The sequence below is a fragment of the Bradyrhizobium sp. B039 genome, assembly GCF_038965675.1.
Classification (GTDB): domain Bacteria; phylum Pseudomonadota; class Alphaproteobacteria; order Rhizobiales; family Xanthobacteraceae; genus Bradyrhizobium; species Bradyrhizobium diazoefficiens.
In genome coordinates this window covers 4,565,780-4,583,623 of sequence record NZ_CP152416.1, presented here as the reverse complement: position 1 = coordinate 4,583,623, position 17,844 = coordinate 4,565,780, and the positions used below count along the sequence as shown (strand labels likewise).

Here is a 17,844-nt window from a genome sequence, read left to right as displayed (position 1 = left end):
TAATCCTCATTTTGCCCCCTGTGATGCAGACGACGACTTCCCGGCAGAGCCGTCGCGACTGCTGTGATCGGCGTGTTTGACCGATGTGGAATACATCGGCATCAGCACGCGGAAGGTGGTCTTGCGCGGCTGAGATTCGCATTCGATGATGCCCCCGTGATCGCCGACGATCTTTGCGACCAGGGCGAGGCCCAGACCCGAGCCGGTCTGCTTGGTGGTCACGAAGGGATCGAACAGGTTGGGCAGAAGATCGTCCGGCACGCCTGGTCCGTTGTCCCTCACGCAGAATTCGAGCGGCAAGGATACCCGGGATTTTTGACCGGGGACTGACAGGCGCACGCCGGGGCGGAACGCGGTGGTGAGCTGGATCTCGGCATCGGGCACGTCGATCAAGGCTTCGGCGGCGTTCTTCACGAGATTGAGGAACACCTGGATCAGCTGATCCTGGTTCGCCAGCACCGGCGGCAGCGAGGGATCGTAGTCCTCGATGAAGCGGATGTTGCGGGCAAAGCCCGACTGCGCCAGCCGCTTCACGTGATCGAGCACCGAATGGATGTTGACCGGCCCGCGCACCACGGGACGCTCGTCGCCGAACACCTCCATGCGGTCGACCAGCGTCACGATGCGGTCGGCCTCGTCGCAGATCAGCCGCGTCAGCATGCGGTCCTCGGACGAGGCCTGCTGCTCCAGCAGCTGCGCCGCGCCGCGGATGCCGGAGAGCGGATTCTTGATCTCATGCGCGAGCATCGCTGCTAGCGCTATCACCGAGCGCGCGGCGCTGCGATGGGTGAGCTGCCGATCCATCTTGTCGGCGATGGTGCGCTCCTGAAGCATCACCACGATATGGCCGGGCCGCTCGGTGAGCGGGGCGACGTGCAGATCGACCTGGCGATCGCCGCCCATGCGGGGCGTGCCCAAATCGACCTTGTATTCGTTCACCGGCGAGTTCGACGAGCGCACCTGGTCGATCAGCGCCAGCAAGGGGCTGCCGAACGGCACCAGCTCTTTCAGCGACTGCCGCTTCAGGAATTGCGTCGAGATCTCAAAGAAGGCTTCGGTTGCGATGTTGGCGGCGACGATCTTGCCGTCCGGCCCGATCAGGAGCACGGGATTGGGAAGCGCGTCCAGGATCGCATCGCTGTCGGACGGTAGCGGCCGACGTTGTTCAGCGGCTGAGCTCATGCAGCAGCGCTCCATGCGAAGTCGTCGAAGGCATCTTGCAGTGACTGGTGGACGAGGCGGGGATCTTCGGACGTCAGAATTGTCCGGCGCCAGGATTTCAGCTTCTCGACCGGCGCGCGGCTCGCATCGGCGGCGACGTCGAGCGCCCAGCCGAGATGCTTGCGGGCATGCTTGAGACCGACGCGCAGGCCGTAGAGCGCGCACACGCCTTCATAAAGCGTGCGGACATAATGGAGTTGCGTCGCGAGCGACGGCGTGGCTTCCGCCGCCCCGCCCTTCAGGCGCCGGCCGATCTGGCCGGGCAGCCAGGGCTGGCCCTGTGCGCCGCGGCCGATCATCACGGCGTCGGCGCCGGAGGATTCGAGCGCCGCGAGCGCCTTCTCGTACGAGGTGATGTCGCCGTTGACGATGAGCGGAATCGAGATCGCCTCGCGCACGGCGCGGATCGCATCCCAATCGGCCTCGCCCTTGTAGAACTGGCAGCGGGTGCGGCCATGCACGGTCACGAGCTTGATACCCGCGGCTTCCGCGCGCCGCGCCAGTTCCGGCGCATTGCGGCTGCGGTCGTCCCAGCCGAGCCGCATCTTCAGCGTCACCGGCACCTTCACCGCCGCGATCGTCGCATCGATCAGGCCGACAGCGTGGTCGAGATCGCGCATCAGGGCCGAGCCGGACTGGCCGCCCGTGACGTGGCGGGCCGGACAGCCCATATTGATGTCGATGATATCGGCGCCTTCCGCTTCGGCGATCCGGGCGCCTTCGGCCATCCAGTGCGCCTCGCAGCCGGCGAGCTGCACCACGTGCGGACCGATTCCGGTCGCTTCGCAGCGCAACCGGGACATCCGGTGGCCGTTGGCGAGCTCATCGCTGGCGGTCATTTCGGACACCACCAGACCTGCCCCAAGCTCGGCGACCAACCGCCGGACGGGCGAGTCAGTCACTCCCGACATCGGTGCCAGGAAGACCGGGGTGGCGACCTCAATATCGCCTATTTTCAAGGGCTTGGAGCCTGATCCTGCCGAGCCGGTCACAGTGGTCTCATTCACTCGCAGGGCCTCATCGCACCTGCCATGACCTATCTTGCGCACAATTCTTGTGCAGTCAAGCGTCATGCCTACAGTTTAGACAGTTCTGCAAATCTTTCAAGTGCAGTGCAGCAAATTGCTGTTTCCCACAATCCAGGGAAACCCCCTTTTTTTGCGGGCCTGCCGTGCTAGAGGCATGCCGGCAATCACCCACTTCCGACTCTTTCATTAGCAACTGAGTATTTGAGTCCTATGGCGAAATCACAGCGCACCGCAGTCGTTCTTGTCGCGGCAGGTCGCGGCCTGCGCGCCGGCGCCGGCGGGCCGAAGCAATATCGCGAGATCGGCGGCCAGCCCGTGATCTATCGCGCCATGGAAGCCTTCAGCCGCCACCCCGACGTGTTTGCAGTGCAGCCCGTGGTCAACCCCGACGACAGCGCCATGTTCACGGCAGCGGTCGCAGGATTGAAGCACGAGCCGCCGACCAATGGCGGCGCCACGCGCCAAGCCTCGGTGCTTGCCGGTCTCGAAGCGCTCGCAAAGCACCAGCCCGACATCGTCCTGATCCACGACGCCGCGCGTCCCTTCGTCTCGGACGGTGTGATCTCGCGCGCGATCGATGCGGCGAGCCGCACCGGCGCCGCGATCCCCGTCGTTCCCGTCACCGACACCATCAAGCTCACCGGCGCGAGCGGCAACGTCGAGGACACGCCGGATCGGGCCCGCCTGCGGATCGCGCAGACGCCGCAATCCTTTCGTTTCGACGTCATCCTCGAGGCGCATCGTCGCGCGGCGAAGGACGGACGCAGCGATTTCACCGATGATGCCGCGATTGCCGAATGGGCGGGATTGACGGTTGCAACCTTTGAAGGCGATGTTGCCAACATGAAGCTCACCACTCCCGAAGATTTCGTGCGCGAGGAAGCGCGCCTGGCCGCCCAGCTCGGCGACATCAGGACCGGCACGGGCTACGACGTCCACGCCTTCGGCGAAGGCGACCACGTCATGATCTGCGGCGTTCGCGTGCCGCACAGCAAGGGGTTCCTGGCGCATTCCGACGGCGATGTCGGCCTGCATGCGCTGGTGGATGCCATCCTCGGCGCGCTGGCCGACGGCGACATCGGCTCGCACTTCCCGCCGAGCGATGCGAAGTGGAAGGGCGCCTCCTCCGACCAGTTCCTGAAATACGCCATCGAACGCGTCGCCCAGCGCGGCGGCCGCGTTGCCAATCTCGAGGTGACGATGATCTGCGAGCGGCCAAAGATCGGCCCCCTGCGCGACACCATGCGCGCGCGCATCGCCGAGATCTCCGGCGTCGACATCTCGCGCGTCGCGGTGAAGGCGACGACCAGCGAGCGGCTCGGCTTCACCGGCCGCGAGGAAGGCATCGCGGCCACCGCGAGCGCCACCATCCGCCTGCCGTTTAACGAGAAGACTTGGAGCGTCTAGGCCATGGCCGGCAGCGACGCACGCGCCCTCTCCCGCTCGCTGCTCGATTTGTGCCGGATGCGCAAGCTGACGATCGCCACGGCCGAGTCCTGCACCGGCGGGCTCGTTGCCGGCGCGCTGACCGACATCCCCGGCTCCTCCGACGTGATCGACCGCGGCTTCGTCACCTATTCCAACGACGCCAAGCGCGCGATGCTCGGCGTTGAAGCAGGTACGCTCGCCAATTTCGGCGCCGTCAGCAAGGAGACCGCAACCGCGATGGCGATCGGCGCGCTGGAGCGTGCCGGCGTCGACCTCGCGGTCGCCATCACGGGCATCGCCGGCCCTGGCGGCGCCACGCCCGGCAAGCCGGTCGGCCTCGTGCACTTCGCCGCCGCCGCACGCGACGGCCGCATCATCCACCGCGAGCACCGTTTCGGCGCGATCGGCCGCACCGCGGTGCGTCAGCGCTCCGTCGTCGAGGCGCTGCGCATGCTGATGGATCTCGCCCGCGGCCCGCAAGTCACGGCCAAGCCACAACGCGCCGCCGCGAGCCGCTTGCGCCCCCGTGTGACACGCTCGCCGCGCCGGCATGCGGCAAAGCGCAGGCCGTCGCGGTCACCGCGGGGGTGAGTCCCGTAGCCCGGGTGAGCGAAGCGATACCGGGACGCCGCAGCAGAAGTCCCGCATGTCGCCAGATCGGTGTCCGCGATTTCCTTGAAGATCGTCAGAGTAATGTGGTCCACGGTCAATCCCTGTAGGCCACTCAACATCCGTTAGCTTCAGCGTAGCGATCTTCCGCCTTCTGAACCCAGCTGTGTTTTGTGTCGAGGTCAATGGAAGCACGAAACAAGGCTCGGGCAAGACGCGCGGCGAGACTGAGATGCCGCGCTTGCTTTTCAAAAAGCACGCAAATCTTGTCGAATCCGATCGTTATATGCAGTGCAAGAGCGCGACCAAACGTCATCGTCCCCATCCGAACTTGCGCGCGACCATATTGGCGCAATAATGCCGCTCTATGTTGTGGTCCGGAATCAACCGGCCCAGCCTTCTGGAGGGCGACGAATTGTTCGCTCGCACCACTGCTCTGGCCATTGCCATCTTGGCCGCCCTTGACGGCGCAGCCGCACAAACGGCCAACCAGCCGCCGGATACGATGGCGGCGCGGGTCGAGGCCTGCACGCCCTGTCACGGCAACAAGGGCGAAGGCACCAGCGACGTCTATTTCCCGCGCCTCGCCGGCAAGCCCGCCGGCTATCTCTACAACCAGCTCCTCGCCTTCCGCAGCGGTCGGCGCAAATATCCGCCGATGAACTATCTGCTGGAATTCCTGCCGGATCCGTATCTGGAGGCGATGGCGGAGTATTTTGCCACCGAGCACCCGCCGCTGCCGCAACCGGCGCCGAGCGAGGTCAGCAAGGACGTGCTGGCGCAGGGCGAGCAGCTTGCGACCAGCGGCGATGCGGGCCGCAACATTCCGGCCTGTGTGAGCTGCCATGGTCCCGGACTCACGGGCATGCAGCCCGGCATCCCCGGACTGCTCGGCTTGCGCGCGCCTTACATCAGCGCCCAACTCGGCGCCTGGCGCTACGGCAACCGCACGGCGAAATCGCCCGACTGCATGCAGCTCGTCGCCGGCCATTTGACCGAGGCCGACGTCACCGCCGTTGCAGCCTGGCTCGCGACGCGGCCGGCGCCCGCGAACCCGGCTCCCGTCCCGAAAGGCACCTACGCGCTGCCTTTTGGCTGCGGCAGCCAGCCCAACTGACGAGGCGGATGATGGGCTCAAGACTGTCGATCACGCTCCTCGCTCTCGCCGCGTTCACGACGGCCACGCAGGCGCAGGACAAAGACAAGACCGGCGATATCATCGCGCGCGGCGAATATCTCGCCCGCGCCGGCGATTGCACCGCCTGCCACACCGCACCGGAAGGCCGTCTGTTCGCCGGCGGCCGCGCCATGCCGACGCCGTTCGGCACGCTCTACACCTCCAACATCACGCCCGATCCGGAGACCGGGATCGGCAAATGGAGCGCGGACGATTTCTACAGGACGATGCACAATGGCCGCTTCCCGGATGGCGGGCTGATCTATCCGGCGATGCCGTTCGCCTCCTACACCAAGGTGACGCGCGCCGACAGCGACGCGATTTTCGCCTACCTGCGCTCGATCCCGCCGGTCAGCCAGAGGAACAGGCCGCACGAGTTGCGCTTTCCCTATGACAACCGCCAGCTCATCCTCGGCTGGCGCACGCTGTTCTTCAGCGAGGGCGAGTTCAAGCCGGACCCGACCAAGTCTGCCGAGTGGAACCGCGGCGCCTATCTGGTCGAGGGCCTCGGCCATTGCGGCATGTGTCACTCACCGATCAACGCGCTCGGCGGCACCTCGCAATCGGACGCCTTCAAGGGCGGCCTGATCCCGATGCAGAACTGGTACGCGCCCTCGCTCACGTCCAACCGCGAGGCGGGCCTCGGCGACTGGAGCATCAAGGACATCACCGACCTGCTCCAGACCGGCGTTTCGGCCCGCGGTGTCGTCTACGGCCCGATGGCCGAAGTCGTGCACAACAGCCTGCAATATCTGAGCGACGAGGACACCAAGGCGATGGCGGTGTACCTCAAGGGCATCTCGGAGCCCTCCCCGCCGCCGCCGGCGAGCTCGGCGCTGCCGACCACCGAGAGCAGCCTGCTAATCAGCCTCGGCAAGACCGTTTATGACAAGAACTGCGCGAGCTGTCATGGCACGCAGGGCGAAGGCAAGCCGCCGCACTGGCCGCCGCTCGCCAACAACCAGTCGATCGAGATGCAGTCGGCGGTCAACCCGATCCGCATGGTGCTCAACGGCGGCTATCCGCCGGGCACCAAGGGCAATCCGATGCCTTACGGCATGCCGCCGTTCGCGGGCCTGCTCTCCGACAATGAGGTCGCCGCCGTCGTCTCCTACATCCGCACCGCCTGGGGCAATCGCGGCACGCCGGTCTCGGCCCGCGAGGCCAACGAGCTGCGCTCCGCACCGCTGAACTGAGGACGCTAGAGATCCATCATGATCAATTCCGATCCGCCGACCAGCCCAGCCGCCGCCGACCACGCTGTGGAGGAAGTCGTCGCGCAAGGGCCTTCCGGCGCGATCGTGCTCGCCGGCATCGCTACGGCCTGCGTGGTCGCGATGTGGCTCGCCTTCTATCTGTTCGTCTTCCTGCCGCGCGGATCGCTGCAATGAGCGCAGAGGACACCCATGGCAGCGCCGAGGTCGCGGCCCGCGTCGAGCGGCGCTGGGCGACCATCGCCGTGATCATCGTCGTGGGCATGGCGCTGCTGGCGGCTTTCGCCGGCATCCATCGCGCGACCATGCCGCAGCCGCGCGTCGAGACCACCGATCCATCGCGCATTCATCTTTCGGGTGAATTCGTCGAAAGCAATCTCGGCAGCGTGCTCGAAGCCAACGGCAATGTGACGGTGCGCGCGATCGGCCAGCAATATTCCTTCACGCCGGCCTGCATCGTGGTGCCCGTGGACACGCCGATCACGCTCCGCGCCACCAGCGCCGACGTCGTGCACGGCATCCTGATCCAGGGCACCAATGTCAACACCATGCTGGTGCCGGGCTACATCTCCGAGCAGCTGATGCGCTTTACCAGGACCGGCGACTATCTGATGCCCTGCCAGGAGTTTTGCTCCTTCGGCCACGAGGGCATGTGGGGCAAGGTCGAGGTGATCGACAAGACCGACTTCGCCGATCGGGCGAAGGGCGGCGGGAGGCTGAGCTGTGTTGGCCAATAGGAAGCTCATCCTCGCCCATTTCTGGTTTGCGTTTGCGCTGTTCGGCGTCGCGCTGACGCTCGGCGCCTGGCAGATGTTCATCCGCAGCCCGATCGGCACCTGGCTCTCCAACCCCGAGCTCTACTACCGCTCTCTGACGGCGCACGGCACGGTGATGGGCTACGTGTTCCCGACCCTGGTCGCGATGGGTTTTGGCTACGCCATCAGCGAGTCCGCGCTGGAGCAGCGCCTGGTCGGCGTGCGCTGGGCCTGGGCCGGCTTCTGGCTGATCGTTGCCGGCAGCATCATGGCTGTGATCCCGGTCGCGCTCGGGCGCGCCTCGGTGCTCTACACCTTCTATCCGCCGCTGATCGGCAACGTCTTCTACTATCTCGGCGTCGTGCTGGTCGTGGTCGGCTCATGGATCTGGGTCGCGCTGATGTCGGTCAATCTGCGCGTCTGGCGAAAAGCCCATCCCGGCGCGCCGGTGCCGCTCGCGATGTTCGCCAATGTCGCCGGCTCCTATCTGTGGGCGTGGACCGCGGTCGGTGCCGCGCTCGAGTTGTTGCTCCAGATCATTCCCGTCGCGGCGGGGCTGAAGGCGACGATCGACGCCGGTCTTGCCCGCGTCTTCTTCTCCTGGACGCTGCACGCCATTGTCTATTTCTGGCTGATGCCGACCTACATCGCCTATTACACCATCGTGCCGCGCGCGATCGGCGGCCGGGTCTATTCCGACAGCATGGCCCGGATCTCCTTCATCCTGTTCCTGGTGGTGGCGATGCCGATCGGCATGCACCACACCTTCGCCGATCCGCAGGTCGGCGCCGGCTTCAAGTTCATCCATTCGGCCTTCACCGCACTGGTCGCACTGCCGACGCTACTGACGGTGTTCACGATCTGCGCCTCGGTCGAGATCGCGGCGCGCCTGCGCGGCGGCCGCGGCCTGTTCGGCTGGATCCGGGCGCTGCCCTGGGACAATCCGATGATGCTGGCGCTCGCGTTCTCGTTCGTCATGCTCGGCTTCGGCGGCGCTGGCGGCCTCATCAACATGAGCTATCAGCTCGACGCGTCGATCCACAACACGCAATGGATCACCGGCCATTTCCACCTGATCTTCGGCGGCGCCATCGTGATCATGTATTTCGCGATCGCCTATGATCTGTGGCCGCATCTCACCGAGCGCGAGCTGACCGACCTTCGCCTGATCCGCACTCAGCTCTGGCTGTGGTTCGTCGGCATGATCGTCACGACATTCCCCTGGCACTGGGTCGGCATCCTGGGCATGCCGCGCCGCATGGCCTATTTCGACTTCGGCGATCCCGCGATCGCGCCGCAGGCGCTCTCCGTCACATTCTCCGCGATTGGCGGTTTCATCCTGCTGACCTCGGGCATCCTGTTCCTGGTCATTCTGGCCCGAGGGATGCGTGCGCCTCAGGCTGATGCCGGCCCCTATCGCTTCGCGCTGGCGGTGCATCAGCCGGCGACGGTGCCGGTCGCGCTCAACACCCATGCGCTGTGGGTGGCGCTGATGATCGCCCTGACCATCACCAATTACGGCTATCCGATCCTGACGCTGGCACTGACCGAGGGCACGTCGGTGCCGGCCGTCTATGTGGGAGCGCAGTGATGAGCACGCGCGACCTCTTCACCTTCCGTAACGGCCATTTCAAGATTGGCGTTGGCATCACCGCCGCGATCCTCGTCGTGACGGCGATCGCAGGCTTCATCGTGCTGCCCTTCGCGCAGCCCTGGGTGCAGTTCGCCAATGTCTGGGATGCGATCTGTAGCGCCGCCGGTGTGCCGCGGCGCGCGGCAAGCGTGACGGCGCCCGAGCAGAGCATGCGTCTGTCGGAGGTCGTGCTCACCTCGCACACGCTGTCGCGTCCGAGCCAGGAGGCGATTGGCCGCGGCGCCACGCTCGCGCAGCGCTGCGCGATCTGCCATGGCCCGACCGGCATCAGCCGCGCGGACTCGCCCAACCTCGCCGGTCAGTATGCGGCCGTGATCTACAAGGAGCTGCACGATTTCCGCTCAGGCGCGCGCACCAATGCCGTGATGTCGCCGTTTGCCGTCAACCTGACCGACCAGGAGATCGCTGACCTCGCGAACTACTACGCCTATCTGCCGCGGCTACCAGCCTATCATCCGACGCCGCTTCTGCCGAAACCCAACATCGTCATCTACGGCGCGCCGATCCGCGGCATCGCGCCGTGCGGCGCCTGCCATGGCAGCCTCGACAACAAGACCGGCAGCCCGTGGCTGGAGGGGCAATCCGAGGCCTATATGAAGGCGCAGCTGCAGGCCTTCGCCTCAGGCGAGCGGCGCAACGACATCAGCCAGCAGATGCGCAACATCGCCCGCGCGATGACGCCACAGGAGATCGAGCAGGCCGCGGCGTATTATGCCTCGCAGCCGCCGGATATCGTGAAGGCCGTTGATTGAGCCCCGCTGTCATTGCGAGCGTAGCGAAGCAATCCAGAATCCATCCGCGGAAAGGCTCTGGATTGCTTCGTCGCAAGGGCTCCTCGCAATAACGGCGGAGAGGCTACGCCTTACGTCGACGCCAGCTTCGGCCGGCCGTAGATCGCATCCGCGCGCTTCTCGAACGCGGTGGAAAACCGCGCGAACGCGGCGTCGAACATCGAGCCCATCAGCATCGCCAGCATGCGGCTCTTGAACTCGTAGGCGAGGAAGAACCCGACGTCGCAGACGCCCTCGCCCTTGGGCTCGAACGTCCAGCGGTTTTCCAGATTACGGAACGGGCCTTGCAGATATTCGACGAGGATTTTCAGGTTGGCGCGGTCGAGCGTCACGCGGCTGGTGAAGGATTCCTTGACCAGCTTGAACGACACCGTCATGTCGGCGACCAGCACCTCGGTGCCGTCGGGCTTCGCCATGCGCTGGCGGACCTTCAGCGCGCTGCACAGCGGCACGAACTCCGGGTAGCGCTCGACATCGGCGACCAGATCAAACATCTCGGACGCACTGTGGTTGACGCGGTGCTTGCTCGAAACTCGATGCATGATACGTCAGCTGGCGTGAGCTGCCCGCGCAGCCTTCAGTCTCGCGAAATCCTCGCCGGCATGATGCGACGAGCGGGTGAGCGGACTCGCCGACACCATCAGGAAGCCCTTGGTGTAGGCGACCTTTTCATAGGACGAAAACTCGTCCGGCGGCACGTAGCGCATCACCGCGTGATGCTTACGGGTCGGCTGGAGATATTGCCCGATGGTCAGGAAGTCGACGTCGGCCGAGCGCAGATCGTCCATCACCTGCTGCACCTCGTGGCGCTCTTCACCCAGGCCCACCATGATGCCGGACTTGGTAAAGATGGACGCATCGAGCTCCTTGATCCGCTGCAACAGCCGGATCGAATGGAAGTAGCGCGCGCCGGGCCGTACCGTGAGATAGCGCGACGGCACGGTCTCGAGATTGTGGTTGAAGACGTCGGGCCTCGCCGCGACGACGACCTCCAGCGCGCCTTCCTTGCGCAGGAAGTCCGGCGTCAGGATCTCGATCGTGGTCGAGGGGCACGCGGCCCGGATCGCGCGTATGGTCTGGGCAAAATGCTCGGCGCCGCCATCGGCGAGGTCGTCGCGGTCGACCGAGGTGATAACGACGTGGGCGAGGCCCAGCTTGGCCACGGCCTCGGCGACGTTCTGCGGCTCGGCCGCATCCAGCGCGTTGGGCAGGCCGGTCTTGACGTTGCAGAAGGCGCAGGCACGGGTGCAGGTGTCACCCATGATCATGAAGGTCGCGTGCTTCTTGTCCCAGCACTCGCCGATATTCGGGCAGCCCGCCTCCTCGCACACCGTGTGCAGGCCGTTCGCCCTCACGATGTTGCGGGTGTCGGCATAGCCGCGGGTGTTGGGCGCGCGCACACGGATCCAGTCCGGCTTCGGCGGCGAAGCAGAATCGGGGCGATTCACCTTTTCGGGGTGGCGCGGGCGCAGCGGGTTCGAGATGGTATCGACAATAACGACCATGAGGTGTCCGGTCTGTTCAGGTCCTACCTAGTCGGTCTTGCCCGGCATCGCAACCCGGCTCGCACCGCTTCAGGGAACATGGCAGATATGGGCAATATCCTGCTCTGTTCTCAGACGATTCTCACCTCGAATGGCTCCAACCTCGAAGACTTCTCCTCCGCGGCTCGGCAAGCCCCTGAAGCGCGCCTTTTTTGGCCGCAGCGTCCGCGAGGTCGCCCACGACCTGATCGGCGCCACCATGCTGGTCGATGGCGTCGGCGGCCTCATCGTCGAGGTTGAGGCCTATCATCATACCGAGCCGGCGGCGCACTCCTACAACGGCCCGACGCCGCGGAACCATGTCATGTTCGGCCCGCCCGGCTTTGCCTATGTCTACCGCTCGTACGGCATCCACTGGTGCGTGAACTTCGTCTGCGAGGCGGAAGGCTCGGCCGCGGCGGTGCTGATCCGCGCGCTGGAGCCGACGCACGGCATCGCCGCAATGCGCCGCCGCCGTCATCTCCAGGACGTGCACGCGCTGTGCTCGGGCCCGGGCAAGCTGACGGAGGCGCTCGGCATCACCATCGCGCACAATGCCCTGCCGCTGGACCGGCCGCCGATCGCGCTGCATGCGCGGACGGAGGATTTGGAGGTGGCGACAGGCATCCGGATCGGCATCACCAAGGCCGTCGAGCTGCCCTGGCGCTATGGCGTCAAGGGCTCGAAATTCCTGAGCAAGCCGTTTCCGAGGTAGTTGTCATTCCGGGATGGTCCGAAGGACCAGACCCGGAATCTCGAGATTCCGGGTTCGGCTCTTCGAGCCGCCCCGGAATGACAGCGAGGCTACGACGCCTGCTTGAGCCGCTCCAGCGCCTCCAGCAGCTTGGCCTTGCGGGCCAGCGCCGCCTCTCGCTTTTCGCGCTCCTCCTCGACGACCTCCTCGGCCGCGTTGGCGACGAATTTCTCGTTCGCCAGCTTGGACTCGGCGCGCTTGATGTCGGCGTCGGCCTTGCCGATCTCCTTGTCGAGACGGGTGCGTTCGGCGGCAACGTCGATCACGCCCTTGAGCGGCAGCGCGGCCACCTCGCCGCGCACCAGGAACTGGACGGCGCCGTCAGGCGCGCGGTCGGCGAAGGAGATGTCCGACAGCCGCGCCATACGCTTGATGACGTCGGTCCAGCGCGGCGCGCGTTCCCTGGTCTCGGCCGAAGCGCCGGCGAGGACCAGCGCCGTCAGCGTCGCCGGCGGGATGTTCATCTCGGCGCGCACCGAGCGGATCTGCGTGACGAGGTCGATCACCCAGCCGATCTCGGCTTCAGCCTTGGGATCGGTGAAGTCGGCATGGTCGAAGATCGGCACGATCAGGGCCGGCGAGATCAACGGATCGGTGGGACCTGCGGCTGCGGCAAACATCGCCAGTTGCTCCGGCGTCGGCTCGGCCGGCTTCAGCGGCCACGCGGCCAGCGCCAGCAGGCCGTCGCGCTTCGCCGTCACCTCCCACAGCTCTTCGGTGATGAAGGGCATGAAGGGGTGCAGCAGCTTCAGGATCTCGTCACGTGCCCAGGCGACCATGGCGCGGGTCTCGTCCTTGGCGGGGCTGTCCGGGCCAAGCAACACGGGCTTTGCGAGCTCGACATACCAGTCGCAATAGACGTTCCAGACGAAGCGGTAGATCGCGCCGGCGGCATCGTTGAAGCGATAGGCCTCGATCGCCTCGGTCACCTCGCGCGTGGTGTGCGCGCTCTCATGCGCGATCCAGCGATTCAGCGTCTCCTTCGCCTTCGCCGGCTCGAAGCCTTCGGGCACGGCGCAGTGGTTCATCTCGGCAAAGCGGGACGCATTCCAGAGCTTGGTCGCGAAATTGCGGTAGCCCTCGACGCGGCTGGTGGCGAGCTTGATGTCGCGTCCCTGCGCCGCCATCGCGGCCAGCGTGAAGCGCAGCGCGTCCGCACCGTATTCGTCGATCAGGTGGAGCGGATCGATGACGTTGCCCTTCGACTTCGACATCTTGGCGCCCTTCTCGTCGCGGACGAGGGCGTGGATGTAGATCGTCGAGAACGGCACTTCCTTCATGAAGTGCAGGCCCATCATCATCATGCGGGCGACCCAGAAGAAGATGATGTCGAAGCCGGTCACCAGCGCGTTGGTCGGGTAGTAGCGCTGCACCTCGGGTGCGTCTTCGGGCCAGCCCAGCGTCGAGAACGGCCACAGCGCCGAGGAGAACCAGGTATCGAGCACGTCCTCATCGCGGGTGATGAAGCCTTCGCGCTTGTTGCGGTCGAGCGCCATCTCGCGGCCCTGCTCGGCCGTGATGACCTCCTGCTCGACGTAGTAGCCGAGCGCGTGGCTGATCGCCTCCTCCTCGGTCTCGGCGACGAACACCTTGCCGTCCGGCCCGTACCAGGCCGGAATCTGGTGGCCCCACCAGAGCTGGCGCGAGATGCACCAGGGCTGGATGTTCTCCATCCACTCGAAATAGGTCTTTTCCCAGTTCTTCGGCACGAAGCTGGTTTCGCCCGAACGCACCGCCGCGATCGCGGGCTTGGCCAGCGTCTTGGCGTCGACGTACCACTGGTCGGTCAGGTACGGCTCGATCACGCTGTTGGAGCGGTCGCCGTGCGGCACCATGTGGGTGTGCGGCTCGATCCGCTCGACGAAGCCGAACGATTCCAGCCGCTCGACGATGCGCTTGCGCGCAACGAAGCGGTCAACCTTGTTGAACTCCTCGGCGAATTGCGCGGCGCCTTCCGGCAGGTCGCGCAGGTAGTCCTCGTTGTCGAGGAGATCGAGGCAACCTTCCTTGTCGAGCACGCTGATCCGGCGCAGGCCGTGGCGATTGCCGACCTCGAAGTCGTTGAAGTCGTGCGCCGGCGTCACCTTCACCGCGCCGGAGCCCTTCTCCGGATCGGAATAGTCGTCGGCGACGATCTCGATCTTGCGGCCGACCAGCGGCAGGATGACGTGCTTGCCGACCAGCTTCTGATACCGCTCGTCATCGGGATGCACGGCGACGCCGGTGTCGCCGAGCATGGTCTCCGGGCGCGTGGTGGCGACGACGATGAAGCTCGAGGGATCCTCGGGGCTGAAGGTCTTGCCCTCGATCGGATAGCGCAGATACCAGAGGCTGCCCTTGACCTCGGTCTGCTGCACTTCGAGATCGGAGATCGCGGTCAGGAGCTTGGTGTCCCAGTTCACCAGCCGCTTGTCCTTGTAGATCAGGCCGTCGCGGTGCAGCTCGACGAACACCTTGATGACGGCCTTGGACAGGCCCTCGTCCATGGTGAAGCGTTCGCGCGACCAGTCGCAGGACGCGCCGAGGCGCTTGAGCTGGTTGATGATGGTGTCGCCGCTCTCGGCCTTCCACTGCCAGACGCGCTCCAGGAACTTCTCGCGGCCCATCTCGCGGCGGCCAGGCTGCTGGCGCTCCATCAGCTGCCGCTCGACCACCATCTGGGTGGCGATGCCGGCATGGTCGGTGCCGGGCTGCCACAGCACGTCGCGGCCGCGCATGCGCTCGAACCGGCACAGAATGTCCTGGAGCGTGTTGTTGAGGGCGTGGCCCATATGCAGCGAGCCCGTCACGTTCGGTGGCGGGATCACGATGGTAAAGGGCACTGCGTCGCGGCGGTCGGGGCGGCCGGCCTTGAAGGCAAGGCTGTCCTCCCACACCACGGACATGCGGGCTTCGATATCGGCGGGCTGGTAATTTTTCTCGATCATGGGGCTGCTAGAAAGCCGCGCGCGGAGGGCAAGTCAACGAAAAGGTCAACGGAGAGCCTAGCGGCAAAACGGCTTCCCGGCCCGGTCGAGAGGCCAAATGTGACATACAAGCGGGGCTTTATGAGGGCTCCGCGACCGGCGCTACCTGCCGCCGCGCGAGACCCGCTCGATTTCGGCCTTCACGATGCGTTCAACCAGGCCCGGCAGGTTGTCGTCGAGCCACGACTTCAGCATCGGGCGCAGCATCTCCTTGACCAGGTCCTCCAGCGTCCGCGCGTTGCTGCTGAGCACCGTATGAGCCAGCGAGTTGAAGGCGGATTCGACCGCCGAGACCGTCGATTGCGCCAGGATCGGCTGCTGCGGCGGCAGCGGCGGCGCATCGAAATCCACCGACGCGTAGGACGGCGGCGGCGACGGGCGTGGTGGGGGCGATTCGGCGAATTCGAGATCGTCGCGCGGCTCGACCTTGCGGAAGCTCGGCGGCGGCGGAGGCGGCGTCGGCTCCGGGTCCATCGCCATGTCGTCGGTCAATTCGAGCACGTCGGGCTCGGGCTCGGGCTCCGGCTCGGGATCCGGGGCGCGGACCTCGGGCGCCGACGTGGCTGTGTCGAGCCCCGCCAGCAGCGCGTCGATATCGTCCTGGCTGTTTGGCCCGACATCCGCGGCAGGTGCAGGCGGCGGGGGCGGCGCCGGCTTTGCGGCCGGCGGCGGAGCGGGCTTCTCGGCAGCGGGCTTGGCGGGTGCGACCTTGGATGGCGGAATGTCGTTCATCGGCTTCGGCGGCGCTGCCGGCGCCGCGGCTTTCTCGGGCTTCGCGGTGTCTGCCGGCGGCGGCTTGGCCTCGTCGTCGGCAATGATGCGCCGGATCGAGGCCAGAATCTCCTCCATCGAGGGTTCTGTGACCTTTGCAGGCTGCGTCATCTCCGACTCCACATCATCAACGCCCTCGCATGCGTTGTTTTACACCAAGCACGGCAGGATTGGCCGGTTCCGCAACGGACGCCCCGACATTTTCGTCGCGGCAGGCCGACTTGTCCCCAGATCACGGCTCAACGTGCGGCAGTGCGCCCCTGCCCTCGGCACTCAAGCTTTACGCACACGACATCAGGTGCGGGGGCGAATCGACCCGCATCTTCTTGGCAAGGCTATGTCAGGGATTTTGATGATTGCAAGCAAAGCGCCGGTCGGCCTCGGCTGTTTGCGAGGCTGACCGGACACTTATGGGAATCAGCGCCCGTCGGGCGTGCGCACACCAGCCCAGCTGTCGCGGATCTGCTGGTAGTGCACGCTCGGATCGTAGACCGTGGTGTTGAGACCGAGCACCTGCGGCGCGAGGCGGCCGACCGCGTTGAGCACCGAATAGGACGCCACCACGCGGTCATGCTGCGCAGTGACGAGCGCAACGCGTGCGTTCACCAGCGCCTGCTGCGCGTTGAGCACGTCGAGCGTGGTGCGCTGGCCGGCCTTGGCTTCTTCGCGCACGCCGTTCAGCGCGATTTCGGAGGCCGTGACCTGCGCCTGCGCGGACTGCACCTGCGCCTTGCCGGCTTCCAGCTGGCCCCAGGCCTGCACTACGTTGGCGCGGGTCTGATCGCGAGTGGTTTCAAGATTCAGGCGTTGCTGCGCCAGGTTCTCTTTCGATTGGCGGATGAGCGAATATTCTGCGCCGCCCTGAAAAATCGGCACGGAGGCTGTCGCGATAGCGGAGGCCGTATTCGTCCGGAAAACCGTCAGGGTCTGCTGGTAGGATGTGCTGACGGCAGCCTGGACCGTGACCGTCGGCAGCAGCGCGCCTTCGTTGATCTTGACCTGGAGATAGTTGACGTCGATGCCGTACATCGCAGCGGTGACGCTGGGGTTCTCCACCAGGCCAAGATTGACGGCGGAGGCGATCGTCGCGGGCAGGAAACGATCGACCGGCGAGCCCGGGGCAAGATTCGTCGGCTCGTTGCCGATGATGCGGCGGAAATTCGCGCGCGTCGTCGTGAGATTCGATTCGGCGGTCAGCGCCTGGGTCCTGCCCGCAGCCAGCTGCGCTTCGGATTGCGCCACGTCTGTGCGCGTAACTTCGCCGACATTGAAGCGATCGCGCGTTTGCTTGAGCGTCTGTTCGAGCACGCGCACGTTGCTGCGCTGAACTTCGAGCGTTGCCGCATCACGCAGGTAGTCCATGTAAGTTGTGGCGGCCTGCAGCAGCACCGTCTGCTCAAGCACACGCAGCGCCTCGCGAGACCCTGAGACCTGGCTCTCCGCAGCACGCGTCCTGTTGGCGGTCTGATTGCCGTTGTAGAGCGTCTGGTTGACGGTCAGGCTGGCGGCGTTGGGCTGAAGCAGACCGGAGATCGACCTGGCGCCGGGGGGGACGACGTTCTGCTGCGCCTGGATATCCTGATATTGATACCCAGTGCCGAGGGTCACATTGACCTTGGGGCGGTAGCCCGACAGCGCCTGCGGCACGTTTTCGTCAGTCGAGCGCACCTGGGCGCGCTGTGCGTTGAGCTGCGGATTGTTCTGATAGGCGCGCACCAAGGCGGCCTCGATCGTGTCCGCCAAGGCAGGCGTCGGCCCGGCAAGCGCCAGCACCAAGACCGAAACCGCAGCTCCGGTGAAGAGCTTCACCCCATGCATCCCAAAAATTCCGTTCATTCTAACGTCCGGCTCGTGCCCGCGAGCTGGGTTACCGTCTACCGAGTGGAGTCGTTGCCCCGTCGCAACATAGGACGCGGATTGGCGCGACGGAACTACCTCAAGGTAGTTCTCGGT

Annotated in this window: 17 protein-coding genes; 9 read left to right on the top strand and 8 right to left on the bottom strand. The window is 65.7% G+C overall.

Features of this window, described 5'->3' with window-relative positions; genetic code table 11:
- Nucleotides 1–6: 6 nt before the first annotated feature.
- Together AAFG50_RS21400 and dusB are read right to left on the bottom strand one after the other, a co-directional pair.
- Nucleotides 7–1,182: an ATP-binding protein gene (locus AAFG50_RS21400; RefSeq protein WP_011087259.1), complete on the bottom strand. Its 1,176-nt coding sequence runs from the start codon at nucleotides 1,180–1,182 to the stop codon at nucleotides 7–9.
- Nucleotides 1,179–2,180, bottom strand: coding sequence for a tRNA dihydrouridine synthase DusB (gene dusB / locus AAFG50_RS21395; RefSeq protein ID WP_028174063.1), 1,002 nt, complete (start codon nucleotides 2,178–2,180; stop codon nucleotides 1,179–1,181). The genes AAFG50_RS21400 and dusB overlap by 4 nt, the downstream gene beginning before the upstream one ends.
- Nucleotides 2,181–2,459: 279 nt before the next feature.
- Here dusB and AAFG50_RS21390 point away from each other — a divergent pair, with 279 nt between their 5' ends.
- Together AAFG50_RS21390 and AAFG50_RS21385 are read left to right on the top strand one after the other, a co-directional pair.
- A complete protein-coding gene (locus AAFG50_RS21390) occupies nucleotides 2,460–3,656 on the top strand; it encodes a bifunctional 2-C-methyl-D-erythritol 4-phosphate cytidylyltransferase/2-C-methyl-D-erythritol 2,4-cyclodiphosphate synthase (protein ID WP_011087257.1) in 1,197 nt (398 codons plus the stop codon).
- A gap of 3 nt (nucleotides 3,657–3,659) precedes the next feature.
- A complete protein-coding gene (locus tag AAFG50_RS21385; RefSeq protein ID WP_028174064.1) occupies nucleotides 3,660–4,268 on the top strand; it encodes a CinA family protein in 609 nt (202 codons plus the stop codon).
- Between the two features lie 133 nt (nucleotides 4,269–4,401).
- Here AAFG50_RS21385 and AAFG50_RS21380 read toward each other — a convergent pair whose 3' ends face one another.
- On the bottom strand, nucleotides 4,402–4,602 hold the full coding sequence (locus AAFG50_RS21380; protein ID WP_129557617.1) for a hypothetical protein: 201 nt from the start codon (nucleotides 4,600–4,602) through the stop codon (nucleotides 4,402–4,404).
- 189 nt (nucleotides 4,603–4,791) lie between these two features.
- On the opposite strand from AAFG50_RS21380, the gene AAFG50_RS21375 reads away from it, so the two are divergent.
- The 6 genes from AAFG50_RS21375 to AAFG50_RS21350 are packed head-to-tail and all read left to right on the top strand — an operon-like array spanning nucleotide 4,792 to nucleotide 9,838.
- Entirely contained in the window at nucleotides 4,792–5,403 is a 612-nt protein-coding gene (locus AAFG50_RS21375) for a c-type cytochrome (protein ID WP_231166733.1), read from the top strand.
- Between the two features lie 11 nt (nucleotides 5,404–5,414).
- Nucleotides 5,415–6,659 (top strand): cytochrome c, encoded by a 1,245-nt coding sequence (locus tag AAFG50_RS21370; RefSeq protein ID WP_161534963.1) that lies wholly within the window; start codon nucleotides 5,415–5,417, stop codon nucleotides 6,657–6,659.
- An 18-nt stretch (nucleotides 6,660–6,677) separates the two neighbouring features.
- Nucleotides 6,678–6,854 carry a hypothetical protein gene (locus AAFG50_RS21365; RefSeq protein WP_028174068.1) on the top strand — a complete coding sequence of 59 codons (177 nt, stop codon included), beginning with the start codon at nucleotides 6,678–6,680 and terminating at the stop codon, nucleotides 6,852–6,854.
- The gene (locus AAFG50_RS21360) at nucleotides 6,851–7,414 is read left to right on the top strand and encodes a cytochrome c oxidase subunit II (protein ID WP_028174069.1); all 564 of its coding nucleotides are present in this window, start codon (nucleotides 6,851–6,853) and stop codon (nucleotides 7,412–7,414) included. The genes AAFG50_RS21365 and AAFG50_RS21360 overlap by 4 nt, the downstream gene beginning before the upstream one ends.
- Complete coding sequence (locus AAFG50_RS21355; protein ID WP_028174070.1) at nucleotides 7,401–9,023, top strand: b(o/a)3-type cytochrome-c oxidase subunit 1; 1,623 nt, start codon at nucleotides 7,401–7,403, stop codon at nucleotides 9,021–9,023. Before AAFG50_RS21360 ends, AAFG50_RS21355 begins: the two co-directional genes overlap by 14 nt.
- Complete coding sequence (locus AAFG50_RS21350; RefSeq protein ID WP_028174071.1) at nucleotides 9,023–9,838, top strand: c-type cytochrome; 816 nt, start codon at nucleotides 9,023–9,025, stop codon at nucleotides 9,836–9,838. The genes AAFG50_RS21355 and AAFG50_RS21350 overlap by 1 nt, the downstream gene beginning before the upstream one ends.
- A 110-nt stretch (nucleotides 9,839–9,948) precedes the next feature.
- Here AAFG50_RS21350 and AAFG50_RS21345 read toward each other — a convergent pair whose 3' ends face one another.
- Both AAFG50_RS21345 and lipA read right to left on the bottom strand, forming a co-directional pair.
- The gene (locus AAFG50_RS21345) at nucleotides 9,949–10,419 is read right to left on the bottom strand and encodes a type II toxin-antitoxin system RatA family toxin (RefSeq protein ID WP_027542754.1); all 471 of its coding nucleotides are present in this window, start codon (nucleotides 10,417–10,419) and stop codon (nucleotides 9,949–9,951) included.
- Nucleotides 10,420–10,425: 6 nt separating this feature from the next.
- On the bottom strand, nucleotides 10,426–11,382 hold the full coding sequence (gene lipA, locus AAFG50_RS21340; protein ID WP_028174072.1) for a lipoyl synthase: 957 nt from the start codon (nucleotides 11,380–11,382) through the stop codon (nucleotides 10,426–10,428).
- 130 nt (nucleotides 11,383–11,512) lie between these two features.
- On the opposite strand from lipA, the gene AAFG50_RS21335 reads away from it, so the two are divergent.
- Nucleotides 11,513–12,115 (top strand): DNA-3-methyladenine glycosylase, encoded by a 603-nt coding sequence (locus AAFG50_RS21335; protein WP_028174073.1) that lies wholly within the window; start codon nucleotides 11,513–11,515, stop codon nucleotides 12,113–12,115.
- 89 nt (nucleotides 12,116–12,204) lie between these two features.
- Here AAFG50_RS21335 and AAFG50_RS21330 read toward each other — a convergent pair whose 3' ends face one another.
- From AAFG50_RS21330 to AAFG50_RS21320, 3 genes are all read right to left on the bottom strand, one after another.
- The gene (locus tag AAFG50_RS21330; protein WP_028174074.1) at nucleotides 12,205–15,081 is read right to left on the bottom strand and encodes a valine--tRNA ligase; all 2,877 of its coding nucleotides are present in this window, start codon (nucleotides 15,079–15,081) and stop codon (nucleotides 12,205–12,207) included.
- A gap of 141 nt (nucleotides 15,082–15,222) precedes the next feature.
- Nucleotides 15,223–16,002 (bottom strand): DUF2497 domain-containing protein, encoded by a 780-nt coding sequence (locus AAFG50_RS21325; RefSeq protein ID WP_028174075.1) that lies wholly within the window; start codon nucleotides 16,000–16,002, stop codon nucleotides 15,223–15,225.
- Between the two features lie 306 nt (nucleotides 16,003–16,308).
- Nucleotides 16,309–17,709, bottom strand: coding sequence for a TolC family outer membrane protein (locus tag AAFG50_RS21320; RefSeq protein WP_028174076.1), 1,401 nt, complete (start codon nucleotides 17,707–17,709; stop codon nucleotides 16,309–16,311).
- Between the last annotated feature and the right edge of the window lie 135 nt (nucleotides 17,710–17,844).

Bases quoted from the DNA above. Each gene is read 5' to 3' on its own strand.
- AAFG50_RS21400 (WP_011087259.1), bottom strand. From the start codon at position 1,182: ATGAGCTCAGCCGCTGAACAACGTCGGCCGCTACCGTCCGACAGCGAT.
- AAFG50_RS21390 (WP_011087257.1), top strand. From the start codon at position 2,460: ATGGCGAAATCACAGCGCACCGCAGTCGTTCTTGTCGCGGCAGGTCGC.
- AAFG50_RS21385 (WP_028174064.1), top strand. From the start codon at position 3,660: ATGGCCGGCAGCGACGCACGCGCCCTCTCCCGCTCGCTGCTCGATTTG.
- AAFG50_RS21380 (WP_129557617.1), bottom strand. From the start codon at position 4,602: ATGACGTTTGGTCGCGCTCTTGCACTGCATATAACGATCGGATTCGAC.
- AAFG50_RS21375 (WP_231166733.1), top strand. From the start codon at position 4,792: ATGGCGGCGCGGGTCGAGGCCTGCACGCCCTGTCACGGCAACAAGGGC.
- AAFG50_RS21370 (WP_161534963.1), top strand. From the start codon at position 5,415: ATGGGCTCAAGACTGTCGATCACGCTCCTCGCTCTCGCCGCGTTCACG.
- AAFG50_RS21365 (WP_028174068.1), top strand. From the start codon at position 6,678: ATGATCAATTCCGATCCGCCGACCAGCCCAGCCGCCGCCGACCACGCT.
- AAFG50_RS21360 (WP_028174069.1), top strand. From the start codon at position 6,851: ATGAGCGCAGAGGACACCCATGGCAGCGCCGAGGTCGCGGCCCGCGTC.
- AAFG50_RS21350 (WP_028174071.1), top strand. From the start codon at position 9,023: ATGAGCACGCGCGACCTCTTCACCTTCCGTAACGGCCATTTCAAGATT.
- AAFG50_RS21345 (WP_027542754.1), bottom strand. From the start codon at position 10,419: ATGCATCGAGTTTCGAGCAAGCACCGCGTCAACCACAGTGCGTCCGAG.
- lipA (WP_028174072.1), bottom strand. From the start codon at position 11,382: ATGGTCGTTATTGTCGATACCATCTCGAACCCGCTGCGCCCGCGCCAC.
- AAFG50_RS21335 (WP_028174073.1), top strand. From the start codon at position 11,513: ATGGCTCCAACCTCGAAGACTTCTCCTCCGCGGCTCGGCAAGCCCCTG.
- AAFG50_RS21330 (WP_028174074.1), bottom strand. From the start codon at position 15,081: ATGATCGAGAAAAATTACCAGCCCGCCGATATCGAAGCCCGCATGTCC.
- AAFG50_RS21325 (WP_028174075.1), bottom strand. From the start codon at position 16,002: ATGACGCAGCCTGCAAAGGTCACAGAACCCTCGATGGAGGAGATTCTG.
- AAFG50_RS21320 (WP_028174076.1), bottom strand. From the start codon at position 17,709: ATGCATGGGGTGAAGCTCTTCACCGGAGCTGCGGTTTCGGTCTTGGTG.